The organism is Zobellia laminariae (assembly GCF_030553095.1).
GTDB classification, from domain to species: Bacteria; Bacteroidota; Bacteroidia; order Flavobacteriales; family Flavobacteriaceae; genus Zobellia; species Zobellia laminariae.
The window spans coordinates 736,049-757,329 of the sequence record NZ_CP130738.1; the positions used below are offsets into that span (position 1 = coordinate 736,049).

A 21,281-nucleotide genomic window follows, 5' to 3' on the forward strand; every position below is an offset into this window, starting at 1 on the left:
ATTATCAATTTTTACTAGATTCCCCAATTCCTTGATTCAAAAATTACGGATTGGGGAATTTATTTAACCACTAAAACTAAGAAAATGAAAAAACTAGTAGTAGCGGCATTCGTAATGGTGACGGCCATGACGTTTGCACAAGAAAAATTAACACAGAACACAATTCAAGGTGTTTTACAAGGAAATCAAGGACAAGTAGTTGCTTTGGCAGAAGCTTTTTCAGAAGAGCAATATGACTGGCGACCTACAGAAGGTGTAAACTCCGTTGCAGAAGCATTATTACATGTCGCAGGAGGCAACTATTACTTAGCTTCTAAAATGGGTTTTGCTCCACCAGAAGGTGTGGATGTAATGAATCTATCAAAAATTACAGGTAAAGAGAACATCATTGCTGCTCTTAAGCAATCTAATGAATTTGTTCTGGAAAAGATAGTCTTAGTAGAAGATGCCCAGTTTGCAGAAGAGGTTGATTTTGGTTTTGCCAAAATGAATATGCTTGGCGGCCTATTAGCCATAATGGAGCACAACGGAGAGCATAAAGGGCAACTAATAGCCTACGCTCGTTCTAACGGGGTTACTCCGCCTTGGAGCAAGTAATTCACTAAAAAAGGACCAAAAAGTCCCCTGATGCATATTGTGTCAGGGGACTTTTTTTTAACTGAATTTCAAATTTCATCGATGAACTACACAATTTAAGCGATTGGTTAACGTTATGTTTACATTAAAATAACATTACAAAACAATTACCATTTTTTAATGATTTAAAATTCAGGTATAAAAATATAAAATACTGACTAATAGATTGTTAAAAATTAATTGATTGAAAAGGTTTCAACTTGCATTATTTACAAAATATGTCTAATACTTAACGTACAAACTTGATTTTCAGTCAAAAACCTGAATAAAATCAAAATAAACATACTTTTAATGTAAATTTAACGTTAAGTAATTGTAAATTCAAGGTAAAAATTACGAACTTTATATTAACTGTAAAAAATGGAGATTATGGATATGCAGAAAACATACAGTAAACCGCAAAATATAGTAGACTACCTAACCATAAATGTGTGGGATCGTTTAAAAAATTACGCAAAGAGATATAGAAGGTCATATTACCAACTATTGAGCTTATAGCTTATCCCTTATATTTCATAGGTAAGTATACTACCTTTTTAGTTTCAAAGAAAGGATCATCAAAATAGTCGGTAAGGTCATACATTTCTATGGCCTTATATCCTTCTAACTCCTCAGCCAAATCCCCTCCTTTTAGATAAAGAATCCCATTTCGTCTCTCGTGTTGCGACTCTTTCTTTATTTTCCCTTTCACCCAGTGTACAAAAGTTGGCATTGCAGCAACTGCTCTACTTACGATAAAATCATATTCCCCCTTAGTTTCTTCAACTCTGGCGTTAATAGCTGTCACGTTATCAAGCTCTAAGCCTTCAATAACCTCCTTAACCACCTTTATTTTCTTCCCAATAGAATCTACTAAGGTAAATTGCACTTCAGGAAATAATATAGCTAAAGGAATACCTGGGAAAACCACCACCAGTACCCACATCAAGAACAGAAGTACCATCTTTAAACTGCTGAACCTTAGCTATTCCGGTTGAATGTAGAACATGTCTCAAATAGAGTTCATCTATATCTTTACGAGAAACTACGTTTATCTTTTGATTCCAATCTTTATATAACTCTTCTAATAATATGAAGTGTTTTTGTTGAAGATCTGATAAATTGGGAAAATATTTAAAAACTAATTCGGCAGTCATGCGTATATTTGTATAGTTACAAAACTACTATTTTCATCGATGAAATAGCATTTTCTCGACATTTAAAGCTGTGCATTTCTTCGATATTTATTTATAATACTACTTATATGGACCAAAAAACAATACGATTCTCCAGAAAAGACTCTGCTCAATTCTTTAGAACGTTGAATAAGCGTGTAAACGATTATTTTAAAGACAATAAATTAAAAAAGACAGGTAACTGGCGCTTGCACGTTAAAACGGTAATTATGTTCGCCCTTTTCCTGACACCGTATTTCTTGATTTTAACCTTAGGACTGCCTATTTGGGCCAATCTTATCCTGACTATCGTTATGGGTGTCGGTATGGCCGGTGTTGGTATGAACGTTATGCATGACGGTAATCATGGAGCCTATTCCAACAAAAAATGGGTAAACAAAATCATGGGCGGCAGTATTTATATTTTAGCTGGAAATGTCTACAATTGGCAAGTTCAGCACAATGTACTTCACCATACCTACACCAACATTCACGAGCACGATGAAGACATGGAAGCAGGACGTATTCTGCGTTTTTCGAAACACGCAGAATGGCAAAAGCATCATAAATTCCAACATTTCTATTCTGTTTTACTTTATGGACTATTAACTTTCAATTGGGCGATTACTACAGATTTCCAGCAGATGTACCGTTACATGAAACGTAAACTTGCTTATGGAAAACTACCAAGTGCGGCAGTAAACTGGAGCACCCTTGTTATTACGAAAATTCTATACATAACTATATGGATCGTTCTTCCCCTTATTTTCGTTGATATGGCTTGGTGGATGATTCTAATAGGCTTTTTTATCATGCACTATGTAGCTGGTGTTATTTTAAGTATGGTATTTCAATTAGCTCATATTGTTGATGACGCGGATACGCCACTACCTGATGCATCTGGCACCATGAAAAATACTTGGGCTATACATCAATTATTTACAACGGTAAATTTCGGTACTAAAAATAGGATAGTAAATTGGTTTACAGGAGGTTTAAATCATCAGGTAGAGCATCATATTTTTCCTAACATTAGCCATGTACATTACACAAAAATTGCAGAAATTGTGAAAGAAACAGCAAAAGAATTTAATTTGCCATACAACGAGTATGAAACTACGCGAAAAGCTATAATTTCGCACTTTAAACATTTGAAGGAACTTGGTAAAAGACCTACCATGAACCTACAATAGACGCAATTAAAGAAATTTTATTAACACGAATAGTTTAAGATAACTGTCAACTATTTATTTGAGTTATTCAGTGTACAAACCTTAGCTTTATTATGACATCATCAACTGCTACAAAAAATCAACTATCTGACCGCATAAACAGCCTTACGCCGTCAGCTACTTTAGAAATGGCTGCCAAGGCACGAGAATTACGTGCAGCAGGAAAAGACATTATCGGTTTAAGTTTAGGTGAACCAGATTTTAACACACCTGATTACATCAAAGAAGCCGCAATAAAAGCGATAAACGAAGATTACAATTCATACACACCTGTAGATGGATATGTAGATTTGAAGGCCGCTGTTATTACAAAATTCAAGAGAGATAACGGCATCAGCTATGAGCCTTCTCAAATTGTAGTTTCAACTGGAGCAAAACAAGCACTATACAATGTTGCACAAGTTATTTTAAATGAAGGCGATGAAGTTATTTTACCTTGTCCTTACTGGGTAAGCTATAGTGATATCGTAAAACTGGCCGATGGTGTTCCTGTAGAGGTCGCTACAAGCCTAGAAAGCGATTTTAAAATGACGCCAGAACAATTGGAAGCTGCAATTACACCAAAAACGAAAATGCTTTGGTACAGCTCTCCTTGTAACCCAAGTGGCTCTATCTATAGCAAAGCAGAATTACGTGCTTTAGCAGACGTTTTACAAAAATACCCACAGATTATTGTGGTAAGTGATGAAATTTACGAACACATCAACTACGGTGTAACCGAGCATGCTTCTATGGCTGCTTTTGACGATATGTTTGACCGTACCATTACGGTAAACGGAGTTGCGAAAGCTTTTGCAATGACTGGTTGGCGTATTGGTTATATTGGTGGGCCAGCATATATAGCTCGTGCTTGTAACAAATTACAAGGACAGGTTACTAGTGGTGCCAACTGTATAGCACAACGTGCAGTAATTACTGCATTACTTGAGTCCCCAGACCGCATTAAATACATGGTAGACGAGTTTAAAGAACGCAGAACAATCATTCTTGAGCTTTTGAATGCTATAGACGGGTTTAAATGTAACGAGCCAGATGGTGCTTTTTACGTATATCCTGATGTAACTGCTTATTTTGGAAAAACCTTGAATGGCGTTACTATAAACAACGCTTCAGATTTTGCGTTATATCTTTTGGAATATGCCAACGTAGTAGCTACCGTTACCGGTGATGCTTTTGGAAATGGAAATTGTATTCGTATTTCTTACGCTGCAGCGGAAAAAGAAATTAGAGAGGCTATTTCTAGAATAGAAAAGGCGTTGAAATAAAGACACCTAACAAGAATTAAAATCCCCCTAAAGGTTATGAATTAACTTTTAGGGGGATTTTTTATGTTAGAATTATAGACAGAAGTTACTCTAGCCTAATATTAAACTACTTGTTTATAAGTAAAACGAAACCTAATCTAAGTACGTTTCCAGAAATATGGAGTAAGCAGAATAAGCACAGTGAAGAGCTCCAATCTACCTGCTAGCATAAGAAAGCCACACCACCATTTTGCAGCGTCAGGTAGGCCGTTAAAATTACTTAGAGGATAAAGTCCTCCAAACGCTGGACCTACATTACCCAAAGAAGAAGCTGAACCACCTATTGCGGTTACAAAATCGATACCCATTGCCCCAAGTACCATAGCTCCTATTATAAACAACAGCATATAAAGCACAAAAAAAGCAATGATATTATAGACAATTTGCTCTTTTACGGTCTTATTATTATACCGTACGGGAATGATTGCATTTGGATGCAAGGTTCGTTTAAACTCCAATAGTCCATTTTTAATAATAAGAACATGGCGCATTACTTTAATACCACCCGAAGTAGAACCAGCCGACCCTCCTAAAAACATTAACCCGAAGAAGAAAACAGTCATAAAAGGCGTCCAACTTGTAAAATCTGCAGAAACAAAACCTGTAGTAGTTATTACTGAAATCACCTGAAACAAGGTATGTCTAAAAGCACTTTCCCCGCTACCAAATACCATTGGGTGGTAATCGCTAATAGGAACTTCCGCTTTTAAATAAACTACCAATGCCGCAACAATAGTAAATATCACAACAAAACCAGTGTAGTATCTAAACTCTTCGTCCTGAAGCACCCGTTGCACCTTACCCTTAAAAGCAAAATAACTAAGCACAAAATTGCTTCCGGCAAGAAACATAAACAAGATAATAATATACTGTATTAACGGTTGGTCATTCCAATAGGCTACACTTAAATTCTTGGTTGAAAAACCACCTGTAGACAAAGTTGCCAAAGAATGGTTTATGGCGTCAAAAAAGCTCATCCCTGCTAATTTTAAAAGCACGGTTTCCGCCAAAGTATAACCTACATATATCAACCAAAGACGTTTGGCCGTATCCGTAATTCTTGGATGAAGTTTATCTGCACTAGGACCAGGAGCTTCGGCTGCGAACAATTGCATACCACCAATACCTAGCAAGGGTAAAATGGCAATGGCCAAAACAATAATACCCATACCTCCTATCCAATGTGTAAGACTACGCCAAAAAAGTATGCCTTCGGGCATAACCTCTATATCGTCTAAGATAGATGCTCCTGTGGTAGTGTATCCTGATACGGTTTCAAAAAAAGCGTTGGTAACTGTAGGTATAGATCCTGAAAACAGATAAGGCAACATCCCTGAAAAGGACATTACCAACCAGCCAAAAGTTACAATAATATACCCTTCCCTCCGCTTTACTTCTTTTTTATGACCCCGTGTGTAAAACATGGCAAATGTACCTACGAACATGGTTGTAATTGCCGCAAGAGCAATGCTTAGAGTAGCGCCATCATTATAGATACCACTAACTAAGGTTGCCAATAGCATAAAGCCTCCATTACAAAGTAACAGCAGCCCCATGATATGAAAGATTATTTTTGAATTTAACTTCATTAAAGAAACAGTCGTTCAATTTTAGGAATGGCTTCTGGCAGACAACAAACCACAACCCGGTCTCCTGCTCTTATTTCAAAGCCCCCTAAGGCAATGATACCCTCTTCACCACGAATAACCCCACCTATGGTGGCAGCTCTGGGAAATTTCAGTTCACGAATAACGCTACCTGTTACCCTTGAGTTAGGTTTAACTATAAATTCCAGAATCTCTGCATTTAAGTTGTTCAAGCGCATTAATGCAACTACCTCACCTTTACGAATATGTCTAAAGATATTATTCGCTGCAAGTAGTTTTTTATTTATCAACGTATCAATACCTATGGAATGTGATAATTGAAAATAGTCCATATTCTCAACCAAAGCAATAGTTTTCTTAATATGCTTAGATTTCGCTACAAGACACGACATAATATTTGTCTCAGAGTTTCCTGTAACAGCTATAAAAGCATCCATAGATTCCAGACTTTCCTCTTCCAACAATTCAACATTTCGTCCATCACCATTAATAACTAATGCGTTTGGAAGATCATCTGCTAAATCAAAGGCTTTTTCCTTATCCTTTTCTATAAGCTTTACGTTAAACTTACTTGCGCAAAGGTCTCTAGCTGCTTTAAAACCGACTTTGCTACCCCCAGAATCATTACATTTCTAATAGATTCCTTCTTTTTGCCGGTAAGTTTATACAACTGCTCTACACCTTCTTTAGTTGTAATAAAGTAAACCTGATCACCATGCTTAAAGACGGTATCACCTCTAGGCACCACAGTGTATTGAGTTCCGGTGCGCTGTAAGGCTATTGGCATAAAATTCAACTCAGGAAATACCTTTGCAGCTTCTTTTACCATTTTACCCACAAAAGGAGCAGAAGCAGGTAGAGAAACCCCTACCATAATTAGTTTCCCGTCGTCAAACTCGTATGTATCGTTAAAAGCCGACTTATTCAACAGAAGTTGAATTTCCGCCGCGGCCAACTCTTCAGGAGATATCAATTCATCTATGCCAAGTGCAGGAAAATTTATTTCCTCTTGATTCTCAATAAATTCTGTATTTGATATTCTCGCAATAGTTCGTTTACAACCTAACTGTTTGGCCAACATACATAGAGTAATATTGGTCGTTTCCGAAGATGTCACCCCTATAACCAACCTAGAATTTTGCACATCGGCATCTCTAAGTACAGAAATAGAAGTTGCGTCACCACGCAATACTCGTATATCCAAGTGAGTATCGGCATAGGCCAAGCTCTCTTCTTTCTCGTATCGATGAGCGTAATATCCTTAGATTCGTAAGAAAGCAGTTTAGCTAGGTGAAAACCTACTTCACCAGCACCTGCAATTATGATTTTCATGTATTAGCAACTTAGTTCGGGTCTGCGGTTTATAAACCCTCTATGAATGTAAAAACCACTTTGTAGTTTATATTTTGCTGCGCAAAATTACGTAATATTTTGGTTGACTATTTAAAATGGAGCTAAAATGCACTTTACCTCTACAATGTAATCATCACTTTGCTTAAACGTTTACTTAAAACGATATTGTATCTTTGCCCAAAAAATTGCCCACTATGGCTAAAAAGGTTACGCCCTACAAAGATTCTGAGCTTGGCAAGAAAGACCAAGTTACCCAAATGTTCGATAATATATCGGAAAATTACGATGGCCTTAATAGGGTTATTTCTTTTGGTATTGATATTAAATGGCGTAAACGGGTCGTAGCCATTTTAACTGCGCAACAACCAAAAAACATATTAGATATCGCTACTGGTACAGGCGATTTAGCTATAAACCTAGTGGAAACCGGAGCAAAAAAAATAGTAGGTCTGGATATCTCTCCTGGAATGTTAGAGGTTGGCAAGAAAAAAATAACACACAAAAAGCTGGATAGTACGATTGAAATGGTTGTTGGAGATAGTGAAAATTTACCTTTTGAAGCCAACAGTTTTGATGCTATTACCGTTGCTTTTGGGGTTCGTAATTTTGAAACACTAGAGAAAGGTCTTGACGAAATATATAGAGTTCTTGCTCCATAAGTGGTACTTTTGTAGTTCTTGAAACTTCCGTTCCTACCAAAACACCTTTTAAACAAGGCTATAACCTCTACATTAAATATATGTTGCCCGCCATTGGAAAACTATTTTCCAAAGACAAATCTGCTTATACGTATTTAAGCGAATCGGCATCTGTTTTCCCCCATGGAAATGCCTTCAACAATATTTTACGGAAAATCGGGTTTATAGAGGTAGAGAACAAGCCTCAAACATTTGGGGTTGCATCTATATATGTTGCTACTAAATAATTTTACAGCCGATAAAGCTAATAAGAATAGCGGTTCGACATTTTTCAATAAAAAAAGCGAACGGATAATATTTTTTTGAATGAAAAGATTTTTTTTGCTTTTGGGAGGTATTTTATTCCTATCCCTACCGGCCAATGCCCAATTTAACCCAAACCCCGTTCTAAACATTGAGAACAAGGATAAAAAATTACTGAACTACGGTTATTTTTTGGGCTTTAACAGATACGGTTTTAAGTTTGACTATAAACAGGATTCAGGGAATCAGATCTCTGATGTTCAGGTTACACAGACTACCGGTTTTAACGTTGGTCTTATCGGAGAGTTGCGTCTAAATGAATTTTTGGATTTACGCTTTGAACCAGGACTCTACTATAATGCACGTAATGTCGGCTTTATAGGTTTTGATGATCCAAAAAAAGCCCTAAGAGAAGTAAAATCTACTTATATTAATTTTCCAATCTTGCTGAAAATAGGGACACGCCGTTATGGTAATTTTAAACCCTTTTTAGTGGCCGGCCCATCTGCTTCTCTTAATCTTGGAAGTAACGAAAAGAGTCTTGACGACAATAGTAGTGGCACTTTTAGAATGAATAAATGGTCTTACAATTACGAGCTAGGATTTGGAATAGATTTCTATCTAGAGTATTTCAAATTCACTCCTTCTATTCGTGGAGTATTTGGATTGACTGACGAGATTGTGCGAGACAATGACCCTAATAGTCAATGGACAGGAAACATAGAGTCCATGAAGACCAGAGGGCTTTTCATTAACTTTACTTTTGAGTAAAGCTATCTAGCTTCGTCTAATTTCGTTTAAAAGGATAGCGGTAGCTGTAGCCACGTTAAGGCTCTCTGTTGTACTTTCCCCGAACTGCGGAATGCTAATTTTTTGAGTCACTAAAGCTTCTACTTCTTCCGAAATGCCATTGGCCTCATTACCCATCACCAATATTCCGGTTTTAGGTACCGTTGCGCCATATACTACATCACCTTCCATAAAAGCACCAAAAACTGTAACCGGAGCATTCTTCAAAAAGGTTTGTAAATCTGTATAACCAATATTTACTCGTGAAATTGAGCCCATTGTAGCTTGTAGTGTTTTAGGATTATAACAATCTACCGTATTGGAAGAACAAACCAAATGTTCAACTCCAAACCAATCACACAACCTAATTATAGTACCTAGGTTTCCGGGGTCACGAATATCATCCAATACAACCACCCACCCCTCAAAATTTGGCTTTTTAGTTTTTGGAATTTCAAACACACCTATAATTTTATTAGGTGCGGTAAGTGCACTCATTTTTTTGAGCTCGGCTTCGCTAACATGCTCTATAATATCAGTAGCACCTAAATTTATTTCCGCATCTGAACTGAATATAGTATTCACCTTAAAATCCGAGTTAACTAGCTCCCGAACAACCTTTATTCCTTCTGCCACGAAAAGATTATGAAGATTTCGGTACTTTTTTTGATGTAGACTTTTTATAAGTTTGATTTGATTTTTTGAAACCATAGCAATCTATACTTCTATCAATAATTTTTATTCGTACAAAAATGTTATTTTACCTGTATCATTCAACTTATATTGGAAAAATAAGCTCTTGGGATTACACAAAATGGCTTATCCTCTTAGAAAAACTTATATTTTCAGCTTCAAATAAAAAAGTTTAAATGAAATCAATGTATTTTTGATCTCTATGGGCAAAACGTTACGCTATATTAATACCGCTGCTAAAATAAGCCTATTATTTGTAGTTCTGGTAATCAACTCGTGTAACACGCTTAAACGGGTTAGCGAAGATGAATTATTGCTTAAAAAAAATACTATCTACGCAGATAGCGCAGAAGTAAAGAGCGAAGACATAGAAAGCCTGATCGTTCAAGAACCTAACACCACAATTTTAGGTTATCCCTTACGCCTAAACCTCTACAACCTAGCAAAAAAGAATCCTGATTCTTCATACAGTGCTTGGTTAGACCGCAATGAAAAACGAGAACGGAAACTCATTAACTTCCTTTCTAAAAAACAAGTTGACCGCCTGTAGAGAATCCTTTCTAGTAAGCGGTCTTAGCGAATGGCTTAAAAAAGTTGGGGAGGCTCCATCTACTCTAGATACTACAAAAACAAAACGTACTCTAGAAAGACTGAGTGCTTATTATGGCAGCAAAGGCTATTTTAATAACAACACGAGCTATGAAATAGATACCATAATAAAAAAAAGAAGAGCTTCTGTTTCCTATAAAATAGATCTGGGCAAACCTTTTATGATTGATTCGGTATCACAAAGAATAGCATCTAACGCTATAGATTCTATCTACATGCTGCATAAGAGCGAAGCATTTGTTCAAGATGGAGAGCAATTTGACCTTTCCAAATTTTCTAGTGAAAGAGAACGTTTAAGTAATATTTTTAGAAACTCAGGTATCTACAACTTTCAAGAGAGCTCTATTTCTTACGACATCGCTACAGATACCACCAAACTGGCCAATGATCAAAAAATGAACATTGAGCTGAACATAGATAATTTTAAAAGACGAGGAGATAGCGCAGTAACTAGTTCTGAATATAAGGTGTATAAATTTGACAAAATCAATATTTACACAGATTTTCTCTACGATGAAAACGATAGCGAGCAGAAATTTATTCGTTACGAAGATTACACCATCTATTACAGAAATAAACTAAGGTTTAAACCTAAGACTTTGGCCAATGCCGTATTTTATGAAAAAGACAGCATTTATAAAGATATAGATCGTACGCGTACCTACAGACAAATTACGAACTTGGGCGTTTTTAAATACCCTACAATCACTTCAACCCCTAATGACAGCTCTGCCACTTTGGATGCCAATATCTATTTAGCAGCAAGGCCAAAATATTCTCTAGGAACATCATTTGAAGTTACCCGATCCAATATTCAACAATTTGGATTAGCTCTAAGCCCCTCATTACAGGCAAGAAATCTTTTTGGTGGAGCTGAAAATTTAAATTTATCCGGTAGACTAAGCATTGGCTCATCCAATGATCCAAGTATAATAGATAACCGGTTTTTTAATATTCAAGAATTTGGTGCGGACCTTACCTTAGATATCCCTAGAATATGGTTACCTTTTATTAATACCAATAAAATTATACCTAGCTATACCCTACCTAGAACCCGTATTTCAATTGGTACAAGTTTCCAAAAAAATATAGGTTTGGACAAGCAGGCTTTCAATACCGTTTTGGGTTATAACTGGGTTCCTTCAGATTTTATAAAACATGATGTTGAATTGCTGAACATTCAGTTTGTCAGAAATGTTAACCCCGATCGGTTTTTTAATGTTTATGGAAACTCATTCAGTCAGTTAGATGATGTTGCGGATAATTTTGACAGCTATAATGATACAGTATTATATCCTGAGTTAACTAGTTATTTTGAAACTACAGAGGATTCAGAAGACCCTAGTCTTCGTATTCCGACAGGCACTACTGATTTTACGGAAGCTATTCTTAATAGAACGGTACCAAGTACTACCGATGAATACCAAACCGTAAGCCGTATTGAGGAGAGAAGACAACGTCTAACGGAAGACAACCTAATTTTCGCAAGTAACTACACATTCAACCTAAACAATCGTGAAGGAATTACTGATAACACTTTTTTTCAGTTTAGATTTAAAGTAGAAAGTGCAGGTAATGCTCTATCGCTACTTTCAAAAGTAATTCCCTTTAACACAAATACGGATGAAGATAAATTAGTCTTTAGCGTTCCTTTTAGTCAATATATAAAAACAGAATTTGATTATGTCAAGTACTGGGCTACATCAAGAACTAACGTTTTAGCATTTAGAAGCTTTTTTGGTATTGCTATTCCTTATGGAAACTCAGATAACATTCCGTTTGTTCGTAGTTATTTTGCAGGTGGTGCAAATGACATTAGAGCTTGGTCTCCATACTCACTTGGACCATGGACGTACGGATGCTATAAATGACTTTAATGAAGCAAACCTAAAAATAAGCCTTAACCTAGAATATCGTTTTCCCGTTATAGGAAACCTTAAGGGTGCTCTTTTTGCCGATGCAGGTAACATTTGGAACGTTTTTGATAACGTAGAAGATCCAGAAGCTACTTTTACAAACCTAAAATCACTTGAAGACATTGCTCTAGGTACTGGATTTGGACTCCGATACGATTTTACCTATTTTGTATTACGTGCAGATTTAGGTTTTAAAACTTATAATCCCGCTGAAGAAATCTCAAAAAGGTGGTTCAGAGACTATAATTTTGCTAATTCCGTGTTACAAATTGGTATTAACTACCCTTTTTAATGCAATGGCTGATGGCTTCACGCTTATTAGGGACTAGAAACCCAAACATTCATAAATTCTACATGAGATAAGCCTACAAAACACCCATTTTATAACAATATTAAGCCACAAACTTGATAAACTTATAAAAACCAATCTTTTTAGACCTATTTATTTTATTACATTTGTCCTATTGATTTTACACATATAATTTAGACAAGAACATTATGGCTCACAGTATAAAACCATAGGTGTCGCAACAGGTGACGAAGTACAAGCAATCTTTAACTATGCTAAAGAAAAGGGGTTCGCTCTTCCAGCAGTAAACGTTATTGGTTCTGACACAATTAATGGTGTCCTAGAAACAGCAGCAAGTTTAAATGCTCCTGTAATCATTCAATTTTCTAATGGCGGTGCTCAGTTTAACGCTGGTAAAGGTCTATCTAACGATGGTCAAAAAGCAGCTGTTCTTGGTGCTGTAGCCGGTGCAAAACATGTACACCAATTAGCAGAAGCTTATGGTGCTACGGTTATTCTTCATACAGATCATTGTGCTAAAAAATTATTGCCTTGGATAGACGGACTGTTAGATGCTAGTGAAAAGCATTTCGCCGAGACTGGAAAACCTCTTTACAGCTCACATATGATCGATCTTTCGGAAGAGCCTCTTGAGGAAAACATCGAGATCTGTAAAGGTTACTTGGAGCGCATGAGCAAAATGAACATGACGTTAGAGATCGAACTTGGTATTACAGGTGGTGAAGAAGATGGCGTTGACAACTCTGATGTAGATGATTCTAAATTATACACCCAACCAGAAGAAGTAGCTTACGCTTATGAAGAACTTTCTAAAGTAAGCCCAAGATTTACAATTGCAGCTGCTTTTGGTAATGTTCACGGTGTATATAAGCCAGGTAACGTAAAGTTGACTCCAAAAATCTTAAAAAACTCTCAAGAATATATTTCTAAAAAATACAATGTAGAGCACAATCATATCGATTTTGTTTTTCACGGAGGTTCAGGTTCTACAGTTGAAGAAATCAGAGAAGGTATTAGCTACGGAGTTATCAAAATGAACATTGACACTGATTTACAGTACGCATTTTTAGCTGGTGTTCGTGACTATGTTCAAGACAACAAAGACTATCTTCAATCTCAAATTGGTAACCCAAAAGGTGCTGATGAACCTAACAAGAAGTTCTACGACCCAAGAGTTTGGTTACGTGCAGGAGAAAATACTTTTGTAGAGCGTTTGAAGAAAGCTTTCGAAGATTTAAACAATGTTAATACCTTATAATAGGTACTAAACATCCCTAAAACTAATATGGAAGATATGACGGCTTGGTTTAGAAGAAAAGAAAAGGGAATACAAACGGCTACCGAAGAGAAGAAAGACACCCCAAAAGGGTTGTGGTACAAATCTCCAACGGGAAAAATTGTTGAATCAGAAGTACTTGCAAAAAACTATTACGTAAGTCCTGAAGACGATTATCACGTTCGTGTAGGCAGTAAAGAGTATTTTGAAATACTTTTTGACAACAACAAATTCAGGGAACTGGATGCTAAGTTGACCTCAAAAGACCCTTTAAAGTTCGAGGATACCAAAAAATATTCTGACCGCTTAAAGGCCGCCCAGAAGAAAACAGGACTTAATGATGCCGTAAGAACCGGTTTTGGAAAATCTTTGGATAAAGATGTTGTTATAGCATGTATGGATTTTAATTTCATTGGAGGATCAATGGGTAGCGTTGTGGGAGAAAAAATTGCACGCGCCATAGATTATGCCATAAAGAGAAAAGTTCCATTTGTAATGATATCTAAATCTGGTGGTGCGCGCATGATGGAAGCTGCCCTGTCTCTAATGCAATTAGCTAAAACATCGGCTAAACTAGCTCAATTGGCAGAAGCTAAACTTCCGTATATATCACTTTGTACTGATCCTACTACAGGAGGTACTACAGCATCTTATGCCATGCTAGGAGATATTAATATATCAGAACCTTGGTGCATTAATAGGTTTCGCGGGACCAAGAGTTGTAAAAGAGGCTACAGGAAAAGAACTTCCTGATGGCTTCCAAACGGCAGAATTCGTAATGGAACATGGTTTTCTAGATTTCATCTCACACAGAAGAGACTTAAAAAAGAAGATCAACCTTTATATTGATTTAATTCAGAACATTCCAGTAAGGACTGAAAAGGCTTCGGCATGAAACCGTTAGTTATTACACTAATTTCATTTTGGTTTTTATGTTGTTCAACTGATAAAGAAAAAATGCTTGCCGCAGAATCTGACGCGGCAAGCTTTTTATCTGATACGGCAGGAGTAATTGGAGTTACCATTTCAGGAAAAGAGAATTCATATACCTTTGACACCACTGTTCAAAGTCCAGATACAGGTTGCGACCAATATGCAGATTGGTGGGAGGTAGTTGATTTAAAAGGAAATCTCATTTACCGAAGAATACTTACCCATAGCCACGTAGATGAACAACCTTTCTCTCGTTCGGGAACAAACATTCCAATAGAAAAAAATACCCAAGTGTACATTCGTGTACATATAAACTCACTAGGATATGCCTCTGAGGTTCAAAAAGGTTCGGTAGAAAATGGTTTTATGACAACTGAATTAGATGTAGAATTTGCCAAGGAGTTAGAAAAAGCAGAACCACTTCCAACAGGGTGTGCTTTTTAAATTTTAAAATACGTATTGATTTTTTTAACGTCAAACTGCGAAAAAAAATCGCTATTGAGATTTTAAAAAGAAACACTTCTTACTAACAATATTATTTTCACAAGAAGTAACCCCTCCAAAAAATTCTATCAAAAAAAAGCCTCACTATTTCTAGCGAAGCTTAATTGACATTTTTAATAGGTTTTTATCTACTCCTCTGAAGCATTATCAGCAAGACCCTGCAAGGCTGCCAAAACAGTCTCCAACGTTGCATCACTATTTATAACACCATGTCGTGATACAAATAATTCAGGATTATTAAAAGCTATTTTAACCTCTCCGTCAGCATTTTCATACACCAATATTTTCTGCGGTAAATCAAGAGCTGAAGTTTGGCTCTTTTGCATCAACATTGTACCCAAATTTGGATTACCAAAAATAATCACTTTAGTAGGAAGCAATTCTAATCCAACATTAGCAGCATTAGCTTGATGATCTAGCTCAGCTACAATTGTGAGGTTTTCGTTGCCATCAATTACACTTATTATATCGGCATAAGTAGCATCAAATGTTTGATCACTTAAAACCGTAGTTTCATTATAATCAGTAATTACGTCACTAGGTTGTTCAGTTACATCTGCTACGGCCGTATTTTCACTTAAATTTTTTAATGCCGTTGCAATTGTTGGTAGGGTAGCTACATCACCAAGCGTATGGCGGTTAGCTAAATACACTGTAGAATTATATCCCACAAAAACCTCTTCACTATCATTTTGATAAACCAAAATACGCTGTGGCAAATCTAAACCAGCTTGTTGATTCACTTGCATCAACGGTGTACCTAAATTAGGATTACCAAAGAAAATTATTTTAGTAGGATTCAACTCCAAACCAACAGAAGCTGCATTAGCAGCATGATCTACTTCGGCAACAATTTTAATATTTTCGTTAGCATCCAAACTTGCCTTCAACACAGCATAGGTATCATCAAAAGATTGCGTGCTTTTTACGTAATTCATACCTACCACATTTGGATTAGTATCTATAGTCTCTGGCTCCGTTGTTTCATCTTCGTCACAAGCAACAAAAGCAAATGTCAAAAAAAGTACTGTTAAAAATTTCAAATTCATAATTCATTAATTTAGGGCAATCTTAAATTAGTGTTCTGTGTTATCTATTTAAGATTGTAGTTAATACTTATAGGATATACGCATGGTACCCTTAATCAGTTTTTTATATAGCGCCAAATTTTGTTAATCGTTAAAAGCTCTTAGTGTATTTTATTCCTCAAATCATTTGTTTTTAGCGCATTAATTGTATCTTTGCCGCTTGATTGAAAATCAATCATATACATAAAAATCATTTAAAATAATATTGGAATGTATTTAACGAAGGAAGTAAAAGCCGAAATCTTTAAGAAATACGGCGGAAAAGCAGAGAACACTGGTTCTACTGAAGGTCAGATTGCATTGTTCACACACCGTATCAATCATTTGACTGGTCACTTGAAGAAAAATCACAAAGACTTTAACACAGAGCGTTCTCTAGTAAAGTTGGTAGGTAAAAGAAGAAGCTTACTTGATTATATGATAAAGAATGATATTGTTAAATATCGTGAACTTATTGTAGAGTTGGGTATTAGAAAGTAATATTCATAGGGGCTGAAAATTTTCAGCCCCTATTTTATATAAAGCCCTTATTGTTTTAAGGCAAAACTAAAAGCTGCACACAGTTTTTCATTGGTCAAGTGCTATCAGCACATACAACAACACAACCTTCTGGCCTCAACAACCAGACGACCATTGTTTAACAGTCCGCCCGTTAGCGGATACAAATCAATTTTATGATTCCAAAAGTATTTAAAGAGGTCATAGACCTTGGTGATGGTAGAGAAATTACTATCGAAACTGGAAAATTAGCAAAACAAGCTCATGGCTCTGTTGTTGTTACATCTGGAAAATGTATGCTACTGTGTACAGTAGTTTCCAACTACGAACAAAAAAATCTTGGTTTTCTACCATTAACAGTAGATTACAGAGAAAAATTTGCTGCGGCAGGACGTTACCCATAGGTGGTTTCTTCAAAAGAGAAGCAAGACCAAGTGATGGTGAAGTATTGACTATGCGTTTAGTGGATCGTGTATTACGTCCTCTTTTCCCAAAAGATTATCAAGCAGAAACACAAGTTATGATTCAGTTAATGTCTCATGATGATGATGTTATGCCTGAAGCTATGGCTGGTTTAGCGGCGAGTGCTGCTATTCAATTATCTGATTTCCCTTTTGAATGTGCTATCTCCGAAGCTAGAGTTGGTCGTGTTAATGGCGAATTTGTAATTAACCCTACACGTGCTCAATTAGCTGAATCTGATCTTGAAATGATGATTGGAGCTTCAGCTGATTCTGTAATGATGGTTGAAGGTGAAATGGATGAGATTTCCGAAGAGGAAATGGCTGACGCTATCAAGTTTGCTCACGAAGCTATTAAAGTACAAATTGCTGCGCAATTGCGTTTAGCAGAAGCTTTTGGCAAAAAAGAAGTTCGTGAATATGAAACTGCGGAAGTTAACGAAGATTTAGAAAAAAGAATCCACGATTTAGCTTACGATAAATGTTATGCTATTGCTAAGAAGGGAACTTCTAAAGCAGAACGTAGTAATGCATTTGCTGAAGTAAAAGAAGAAGTTAAGGCTTCTTTTACAGAGGAAGAGATGGAAGAATTTGGACATCTTGTTGGCGGATACTACAGACAAGCAGAAAAAGCAGCTGTTAGAGATTTAACCTTGAACGAAGGTTTACGTTTAGACGGTAGAAAAACTGACGAAATTAGACCAATTTGGTGTGAGGTTGATTATTTACCATCAACACACGGTTCTGCAATCTTTACTCGTGGAGAAACTCAAGCATTAGCTACAGTTACTTTAGGAACTTCTAGAGATGCTAACAAAATAGATATGCCATCTTATGAAGGCGAAGAGAACTTCTATTTACATTATAACTTCCCTCCTTTTTGTACAGGTGAAGCTAGACCAATTCGCGGAACATCTCGTAGAGAAGTTGGGCATGGTAACTTGGCGCAACGTGCATTAAAAGGAATGATTCCTGCGGATTGTCCTTATACTGTTCGTGTTGTATCTGAAGTACTAGAATCTAACGGTTCTTCTTCTATGGCAACAGTTTGTGCCGGTACAATGGCTATGATGGATGCTGGTGTGCAAATGAAAAAGCCAGTTTCCGGTATTGCAATGGGATTAATTTCTGATGCAAAATCTGGAAAATATGCTGTATTATCCGATATTTTAGGTGATGAAGATCACTTAGGAGATATGGATTTTAAAGTTACTGGTACTGCAGATGGTATTACGGCTTGCCAAATGGATATTAAAGTAAAAGGATTGTCTTACGAAATTCTTGTGAATGCTTTAAAACAAGCTCGTGAAGGTCGTTTACATATCTTAAGTAAACTTACTGATACGATTGCTACACCAAATGCTGAAGTCAAAGAACACGCACCTACAATGGTTACGCGTAGAGTTCCTAATGAATTTATTGGTGCTTTAATTGGACCATAGGTGGTAAAGTGATTCAAGAGATGCAAAAGGAAACTGAGACTACTATCGTTATTAACGAAGATCCAGTTACTGAAGAAGGTATCGTAGAAATTTTAGGTGTAGGTAGTAAAGGTATTGATGCTGTTATGGCAAAAATAGATTCTATTCTATTCAAACCTGAAGTAGGAAGTGCTTACGAAGTTAAAGTCATTAAAATGTTAGATTTTGGTGCTGTTGTAGAATACCAAGATGCTCTGGCAACGAAGTATTGTTACACGTATCAGAATTAGCATGGGAAAGAACTGAAAATGTTACCGATGTTGTAAACATGGGAGATGTTTTTGATGTGAAGTATTTAGGTACTGATCCTAGAACTCGTAAAGAAAAAGTTTCTAGAAAAGCTTTATTACCTAAACCAGAAGGTTTTGTAGAAAGACCACCACGTAATGATAAAGATCGTGGCCGTGGTAGAGATGACAGACGAGGCGGTAGCAGAGATAACCGTGATCGTAAACCTAGAGACTAAGACCTCTAAATTTTAACACATATTTTAAGCCTCAACTTGTTAAGTTGAGGCTTTTTTGTGCGACTCATCTAAAAAGTGAAGTTTTTTACGTCGCTTTGTAACATTTCTGGCTTTTTTGCGTATAAGTATATGCAGTCTATGCAAACTGAACCTAATTTATTTACATGAGACAGCTTAAAATTACAAAACAGGTCACCAATAGGGAGACCGCATCTTTGGACAAGTACTTGCAAGAAATAGGCAAAGTAGACTTGATTACAGCAGATGAAGAAGTAGAATTGGCACAACGTATCAAGGCAGGCGACCAGATCGCTCTTGAAAAACTCACAAAGGCCAATCTTCGATTCGTTGTATCGGTTGCCAAGCAGTACCAAAACCAGGACTTACTTTACCCGATTTAATTAACGAGGGTAACCTAGGCCTTATTAAGGCCGCACAACGTTTTGACGAAACAAGAGGATTTAAGTTTATTTCTTATGCCGTTTGGTGGATTCGTCAATCTATTTTGCAAGCTTTGGCAGAACAGTCTCGTATTGTACGTTTGCCATTGAACAAAATTGGTTCAATCAACAAAATAAATAAAACCTTTGCTTTTCTTGAGCAGGCGCACGAACGTATGCCTTCTCCTGAAGAAATTGCAAAAGAGTTAGATATGACTGTTGAGGACGTAAAGCAATCGCTTAAGAACTCAGGTCGTCATGTATCTATGGATGCTCCTTTGATCGCTGGTGAAGATTCTAACCTATATGATGTACTTCGTAGTGGTGAGTCTCCAAATCCGGATAAAGAATTATTGCACGAATCTTTACGTACAGAAATTGAGCGCGCTTTAGAAACTTTGACTCCTAGAGAAGCAGATGTTATTCGTCTATACTTTGGTCTTGCCGGACAACATTCAATGACTCTTGAAGAAATTGGTGAAACTTTTGAACTTACTAGAGAGAGAGTTCGCCAGATTAAGGAAAAAGCTATTAGAAGATTGAAACATACTTCTAGAAGCAAGATTCTTAAAACCTATTTAGGTTAAAAAATCTAAAAAGTTACACGTTAAATATTCCTTAAATTGGAAATTTGGCATATATATTGTAATTTTAAAAGCAACAACAGTTTATCATGACTGTTCGTTTTTTGATTGATGAATAAACTCCGGCTGATTACCGGAGTTTTTTCATTTAAAATATTTTAGAAGTCAACAAAAAGAATCTATTTTTAAACAAATCATCTACTTTCAAAAAACGTGGTTTTAAACCCTGAAACATCTTATGGCATCTGACAACGACATACCCGAAGGTCAACCTAATAACCCGCTACATGGGGTTAAACTGGTTGATATTCTAGAAAAACTAACGGAAAAATACACTTGGGAAGAATTGGCAGACCGCATAAACATCAATTGCTTTAAAAGCAATCCTACGATAAAGTCATCGCTTAAATTTTTAAGACGTACGCCATGGGCAAGAACCAAAGTAGAACAGCTATATTTAAGATCTTTTCATAAATAGATAATTGTATGCCCTTTAACATTGTACTTGTAGAGCCAGAAATACCCAACAACACCGGAAATATTGGCAGATTGGCACTTGCGTCAGGCTCTACGCTTCATTTAATAAAGCCATTTGGTTTTGAATTGGATGACAAACGCGTAAAGAGAGCTGGTCTTGATTATTGGCAACACCTTGATTTGCATATTTATGATAGTCTAGACGACTTTTTGTCGCAACATGGCAGCAAGAATTTAGTATTCTTTTCCAGCCATGGCACAAAGAACCATTGGTCCATACCTTTTGAAGACGGCCAATTTCTTGTTTTCGGTAAAGAATCGGTTGGATTGCCTTCCTCCCTACTCACCTCTTACAAAAATGACTTATATAAAATTCCATTGTATAGTGAACACGTGCGCAGTTTAAACTTGGCTAACGCCGTTGGCATTGCGGTTTATGAAGGCCTAAAACACATACAATAAAAAAGGACTGCTCGCTGGGGTACTGGTACATAATTCACCACTTGGAAAAGTGTTAAAACCTAAGCCC

The 21,281-nt window shown here is 36.5% G+C and carries 14 protein-coding genes and 7 pseudogenes; 16 read left to right on the plus strand and 5 right to left on the minus strand.

Features of this window, described 5'->3' with window-relative positions; translation table 11 throughout:
- Window positions 1–84 precede the first annotated feature (84 nt).
- Complete coding sequence (locus Q5W13_RS03615) at window positions 85–597, plus strand: DinB family protein (protein WP_214611999.1); 513 nt, start codon at window positions 85–87, stop codon at window positions 595–597.
- Between the two features lie 538 nt (window positions 598–1,135).
- Here Q5W13_RS03615 and rsmG read toward each other — a convergent pair.
- A pseudogene (rsmG, locus tag Q5W13_RS03620) lies at window positions 1,136–1,772 on the minus strand (16S rRNA (guanine(527)-N(7))-methyltransferase RsmG).
- Window positions 1,773–1,879: 107 nt separating this feature from the next.
- Here rsmG and Q5W13_RS03625 point away from each other — a divergent pair.
- Together Q5W13_RS03625 and Q5W13_RS03630 are read left to right on the plus strand one after the other, a co-directional pair.
- Window positions 1,880–2,983, plus strand: coding sequence for a fatty acid desaturase family protein (locus Q5W13_RS03625; protein WP_155597609.1), 1,104 nt, complete (start codon window positions 1,880–1,882; stop codon window positions 2,981–2,983).
- Between the two features lie 92 nt (window positions 2,984–3,075).
- The gene (locus tag Q5W13_RS03630; protein WP_304445399.1) at window positions 3,076–4,287 is read left to right on the plus strand and encodes a pyridoxal phosphate-dependent aminotransferase; all 1,212 of its coding nucleotides are present in this window, start codon (window positions 3,076–3,078) and stop codon (window positions 4,285–4,287) included.
- A 137-nt stretch (window positions 4,288–4,424) separates the two neighbouring features.
- Here the strand turns inward: Q5W13_RS03630 and Q5W13_RS03635 are convergent, their stop codons facing one another.
- A complete protein-coding gene (locus Q5W13_RS03635; RefSeq protein WP_155597611.1) occupies window positions 4,425–5,915 on the minus strand; it encodes a TrkH family potassium uptake protein in 1,491 nt (496 codons plus the stop codon).
- Window positions 5,915–7,265: pseudogene (trkA, locus tag Q5W13_RS03640) on the minus strand (Trk system potassium transporter TrkA). The gene Q5W13_RS03635 and the pseudogene trkA overlap by 1 nt, the downstream one beginning before the upstream one ends.
- 215 nt (window positions 7,266–7,480) lie before the next feature.
- Here trkA and ubiE point away from each other — a divergent pair.
- Window positions 7,481–8,211, plus strand: a pseudogene (gene ubiE, locus Q5W13_RS03645) (bifunctional demethylmenaquinone methyltransferase/2-methoxy-6-polyprenyl-1,4-benzoquinol methylase UbiE).
- Between the two features lie 79 nt (window positions 8,212–8,290).
- Complete coding sequence (porT, locus tag Q5W13_RS03650; protein ID WP_304445400.1) at window positions 8,291–8,998, plus strand: type IX secretion/gliding motility protein PorT/SprT; 708 nt, start codon at window positions 8,291–8,293, stop codon at window positions 8,996–8,998.
- Window positions 8,999–9,004: 6 nt separating this feature from the next.
- On the opposite strand, the gene Q5W13_RS03655 is transcribed toward porT, so the two are convergent.
- Window positions 9,005–9,727, minus strand: coding sequence for a TrmH family RNA methyltransferase (locus Q5W13_RS03655; protein WP_304445401.1), 723 nt, complete (start codon window positions 9,725–9,727; stop codon window positions 9,005–9,007).
- 184 nt (window positions 9,728–9,911) lie between these two features.
- On the opposite strand from Q5W13_RS03655, the gene Q5W13_RS24575 reads away from it, so the two are divergent.
- The 6 genes and pseudogenes from Q5W13_RS24575 to Q5W13_RS03675 all read left to right on the plus strand — a co-directional run bounded on the left by Q5W13_RS24575 (window position 9,912) and on the right by Q5W13_RS03675 (window position 15,197).
- Window positions 9,912–10,259 carry a hypothetical protein gene (locus Q5W13_RS24575; protein WP_368662419.1) on the plus strand — a complete coding sequence of 116 codons (348 nt, stop codon included), beginning with the start codon at window positions 9,912–9,914 and terminating at the stop codon, window positions 10,257–10,259.
- Window positions 10,198–12,189, plus strand: a complete 1,992-nt coding sequence (tamL, locus tag Q5W13_RS03660; protein ID WP_368662420.1) for a translocation and assembly module lipoprotein TamL — start codon at window positions 10,198–10,200, stop codon at window positions 12,187–12,189. The genes Q5W13_RS24575 and tamL overlap by 62 nt, the downstream gene beginning before the upstream one ends.
- Complete coding sequence (locus Q5W13_RS24580) at window positions 12,128–12,526, plus strand: BamA/TamA family outer membrane protein (protein WP_368662421.1); 399 nt, start codon at window positions 12,128–12,130, stop codon at window positions 12,524–12,526. Before tamL ends, Q5W13_RS24580 begins: the two co-directional genes overlap by 62 nt.
- Window positions 12,527–12,732: 206 nt before the next feature.
- A pseudogene (gene fbaA / locus Q5W13_RS03665) lies at window positions 12,733–13,802 on the plus strand (class II fructose-bisphosphate aldolase).
- A gap of 36 nt (window positions 13,803–13,838) precedes the next feature.
- Window positions 13,839–14,715: pseudogene (gene accD, locus Q5W13_RS03670) on the plus strand (acetyl-CoA carboxylase, carboxyltransferase subunit beta).
- Complete coding sequence (locus Q5W13_RS03675; RefSeq protein WP_304445402.1) at window positions 14,712–15,197, plus strand: hypothetical protein; 486 nt, start codon at window positions 14,712–14,714, stop codon at window positions 15,195–15,197. Before accD ends, Q5W13_RS03675 begins: the two are co-directional and overlap by 4 nt.
- Before the next feature lie 188 nt (window positions 15,198–15,385).
- Here the strand turns inward: Q5W13_RS03675 and Q5W13_RS03680 are convergent, their stop codons facing one another.
- Complete coding sequence (locus tag Q5W13_RS03680; RefSeq protein WP_304445403.1) at window positions 15,386–16,306, minus strand: DUF302 domain-containing protein; 921 nt, start codon at window positions 16,304–16,306, stop codon at window positions 15,386–15,388.
- A gap of 249 nt (window positions 16,307–16,555) precedes the next feature.
- On the opposite strand from Q5W13_RS03680, the gene rpsO reads away from it, so the two are divergent.
- The 5 genes and pseudogenes from rpsO to Q5W13_RS03705 all read left to right on the plus strand — a co-directional run bounded on the left by rpsO (window position 16,556) and on the right by Q5W13_RS03705 (window position 21,214).
- Window positions 16,556–16,825 (plus strand): 30S ribosomal protein S15, encoded by a 270-nt coding sequence (gene rpsO, locus Q5W13_RS03685; protein WP_155597621.1) that lies wholly within the window; start codon window positions 16,556–16,558, stop codon window positions 16,823–16,825.
- A 194-nt stretch (window positions 16,826–17,019) separates the two neighbouring features.
- Window positions 17,020–19,251, plus strand: a pseudogene (locus Q5W13_RS03690) (polyribonucleotide nucleotidyltransferase).
- Between the two features lie 164 nt (window positions 19,252–19,415).
- Window positions 19,416–20,278, plus strand: a pseudogene (locus tag Q5W13_RS03695) (sigma-70 family RNA polymerase sigma factor).
- A 235-nt stretch (window positions 20,279–20,513) separates the two neighbouring features.
- Complete coding sequence (locus Q5W13_RS03700; RefSeq protein WP_155597624.1) at window positions 20,514–20,753, plus strand: VF530 family protein; 240 nt, start codon at window positions 20,514–20,516, stop codon at window positions 20,751–20,753.
- 8 nt (window positions 20,754–20,761) lie between these two features.
- The gene (locus tag Q5W13_RS03705; protein WP_304445404.1) at window positions 20,762–21,214 is read left to right on the plus strand and encodes a tRNA (cytidine(34)-2'-O)-methyltransferase; all 453 of its coding nucleotides are present in this window, start codon (window positions 20,762–20,764) and stop codon (window positions 21,212–21,214) included.
- Window positions 21,215–21,281 lie beyond the last annotated feature (67 nt).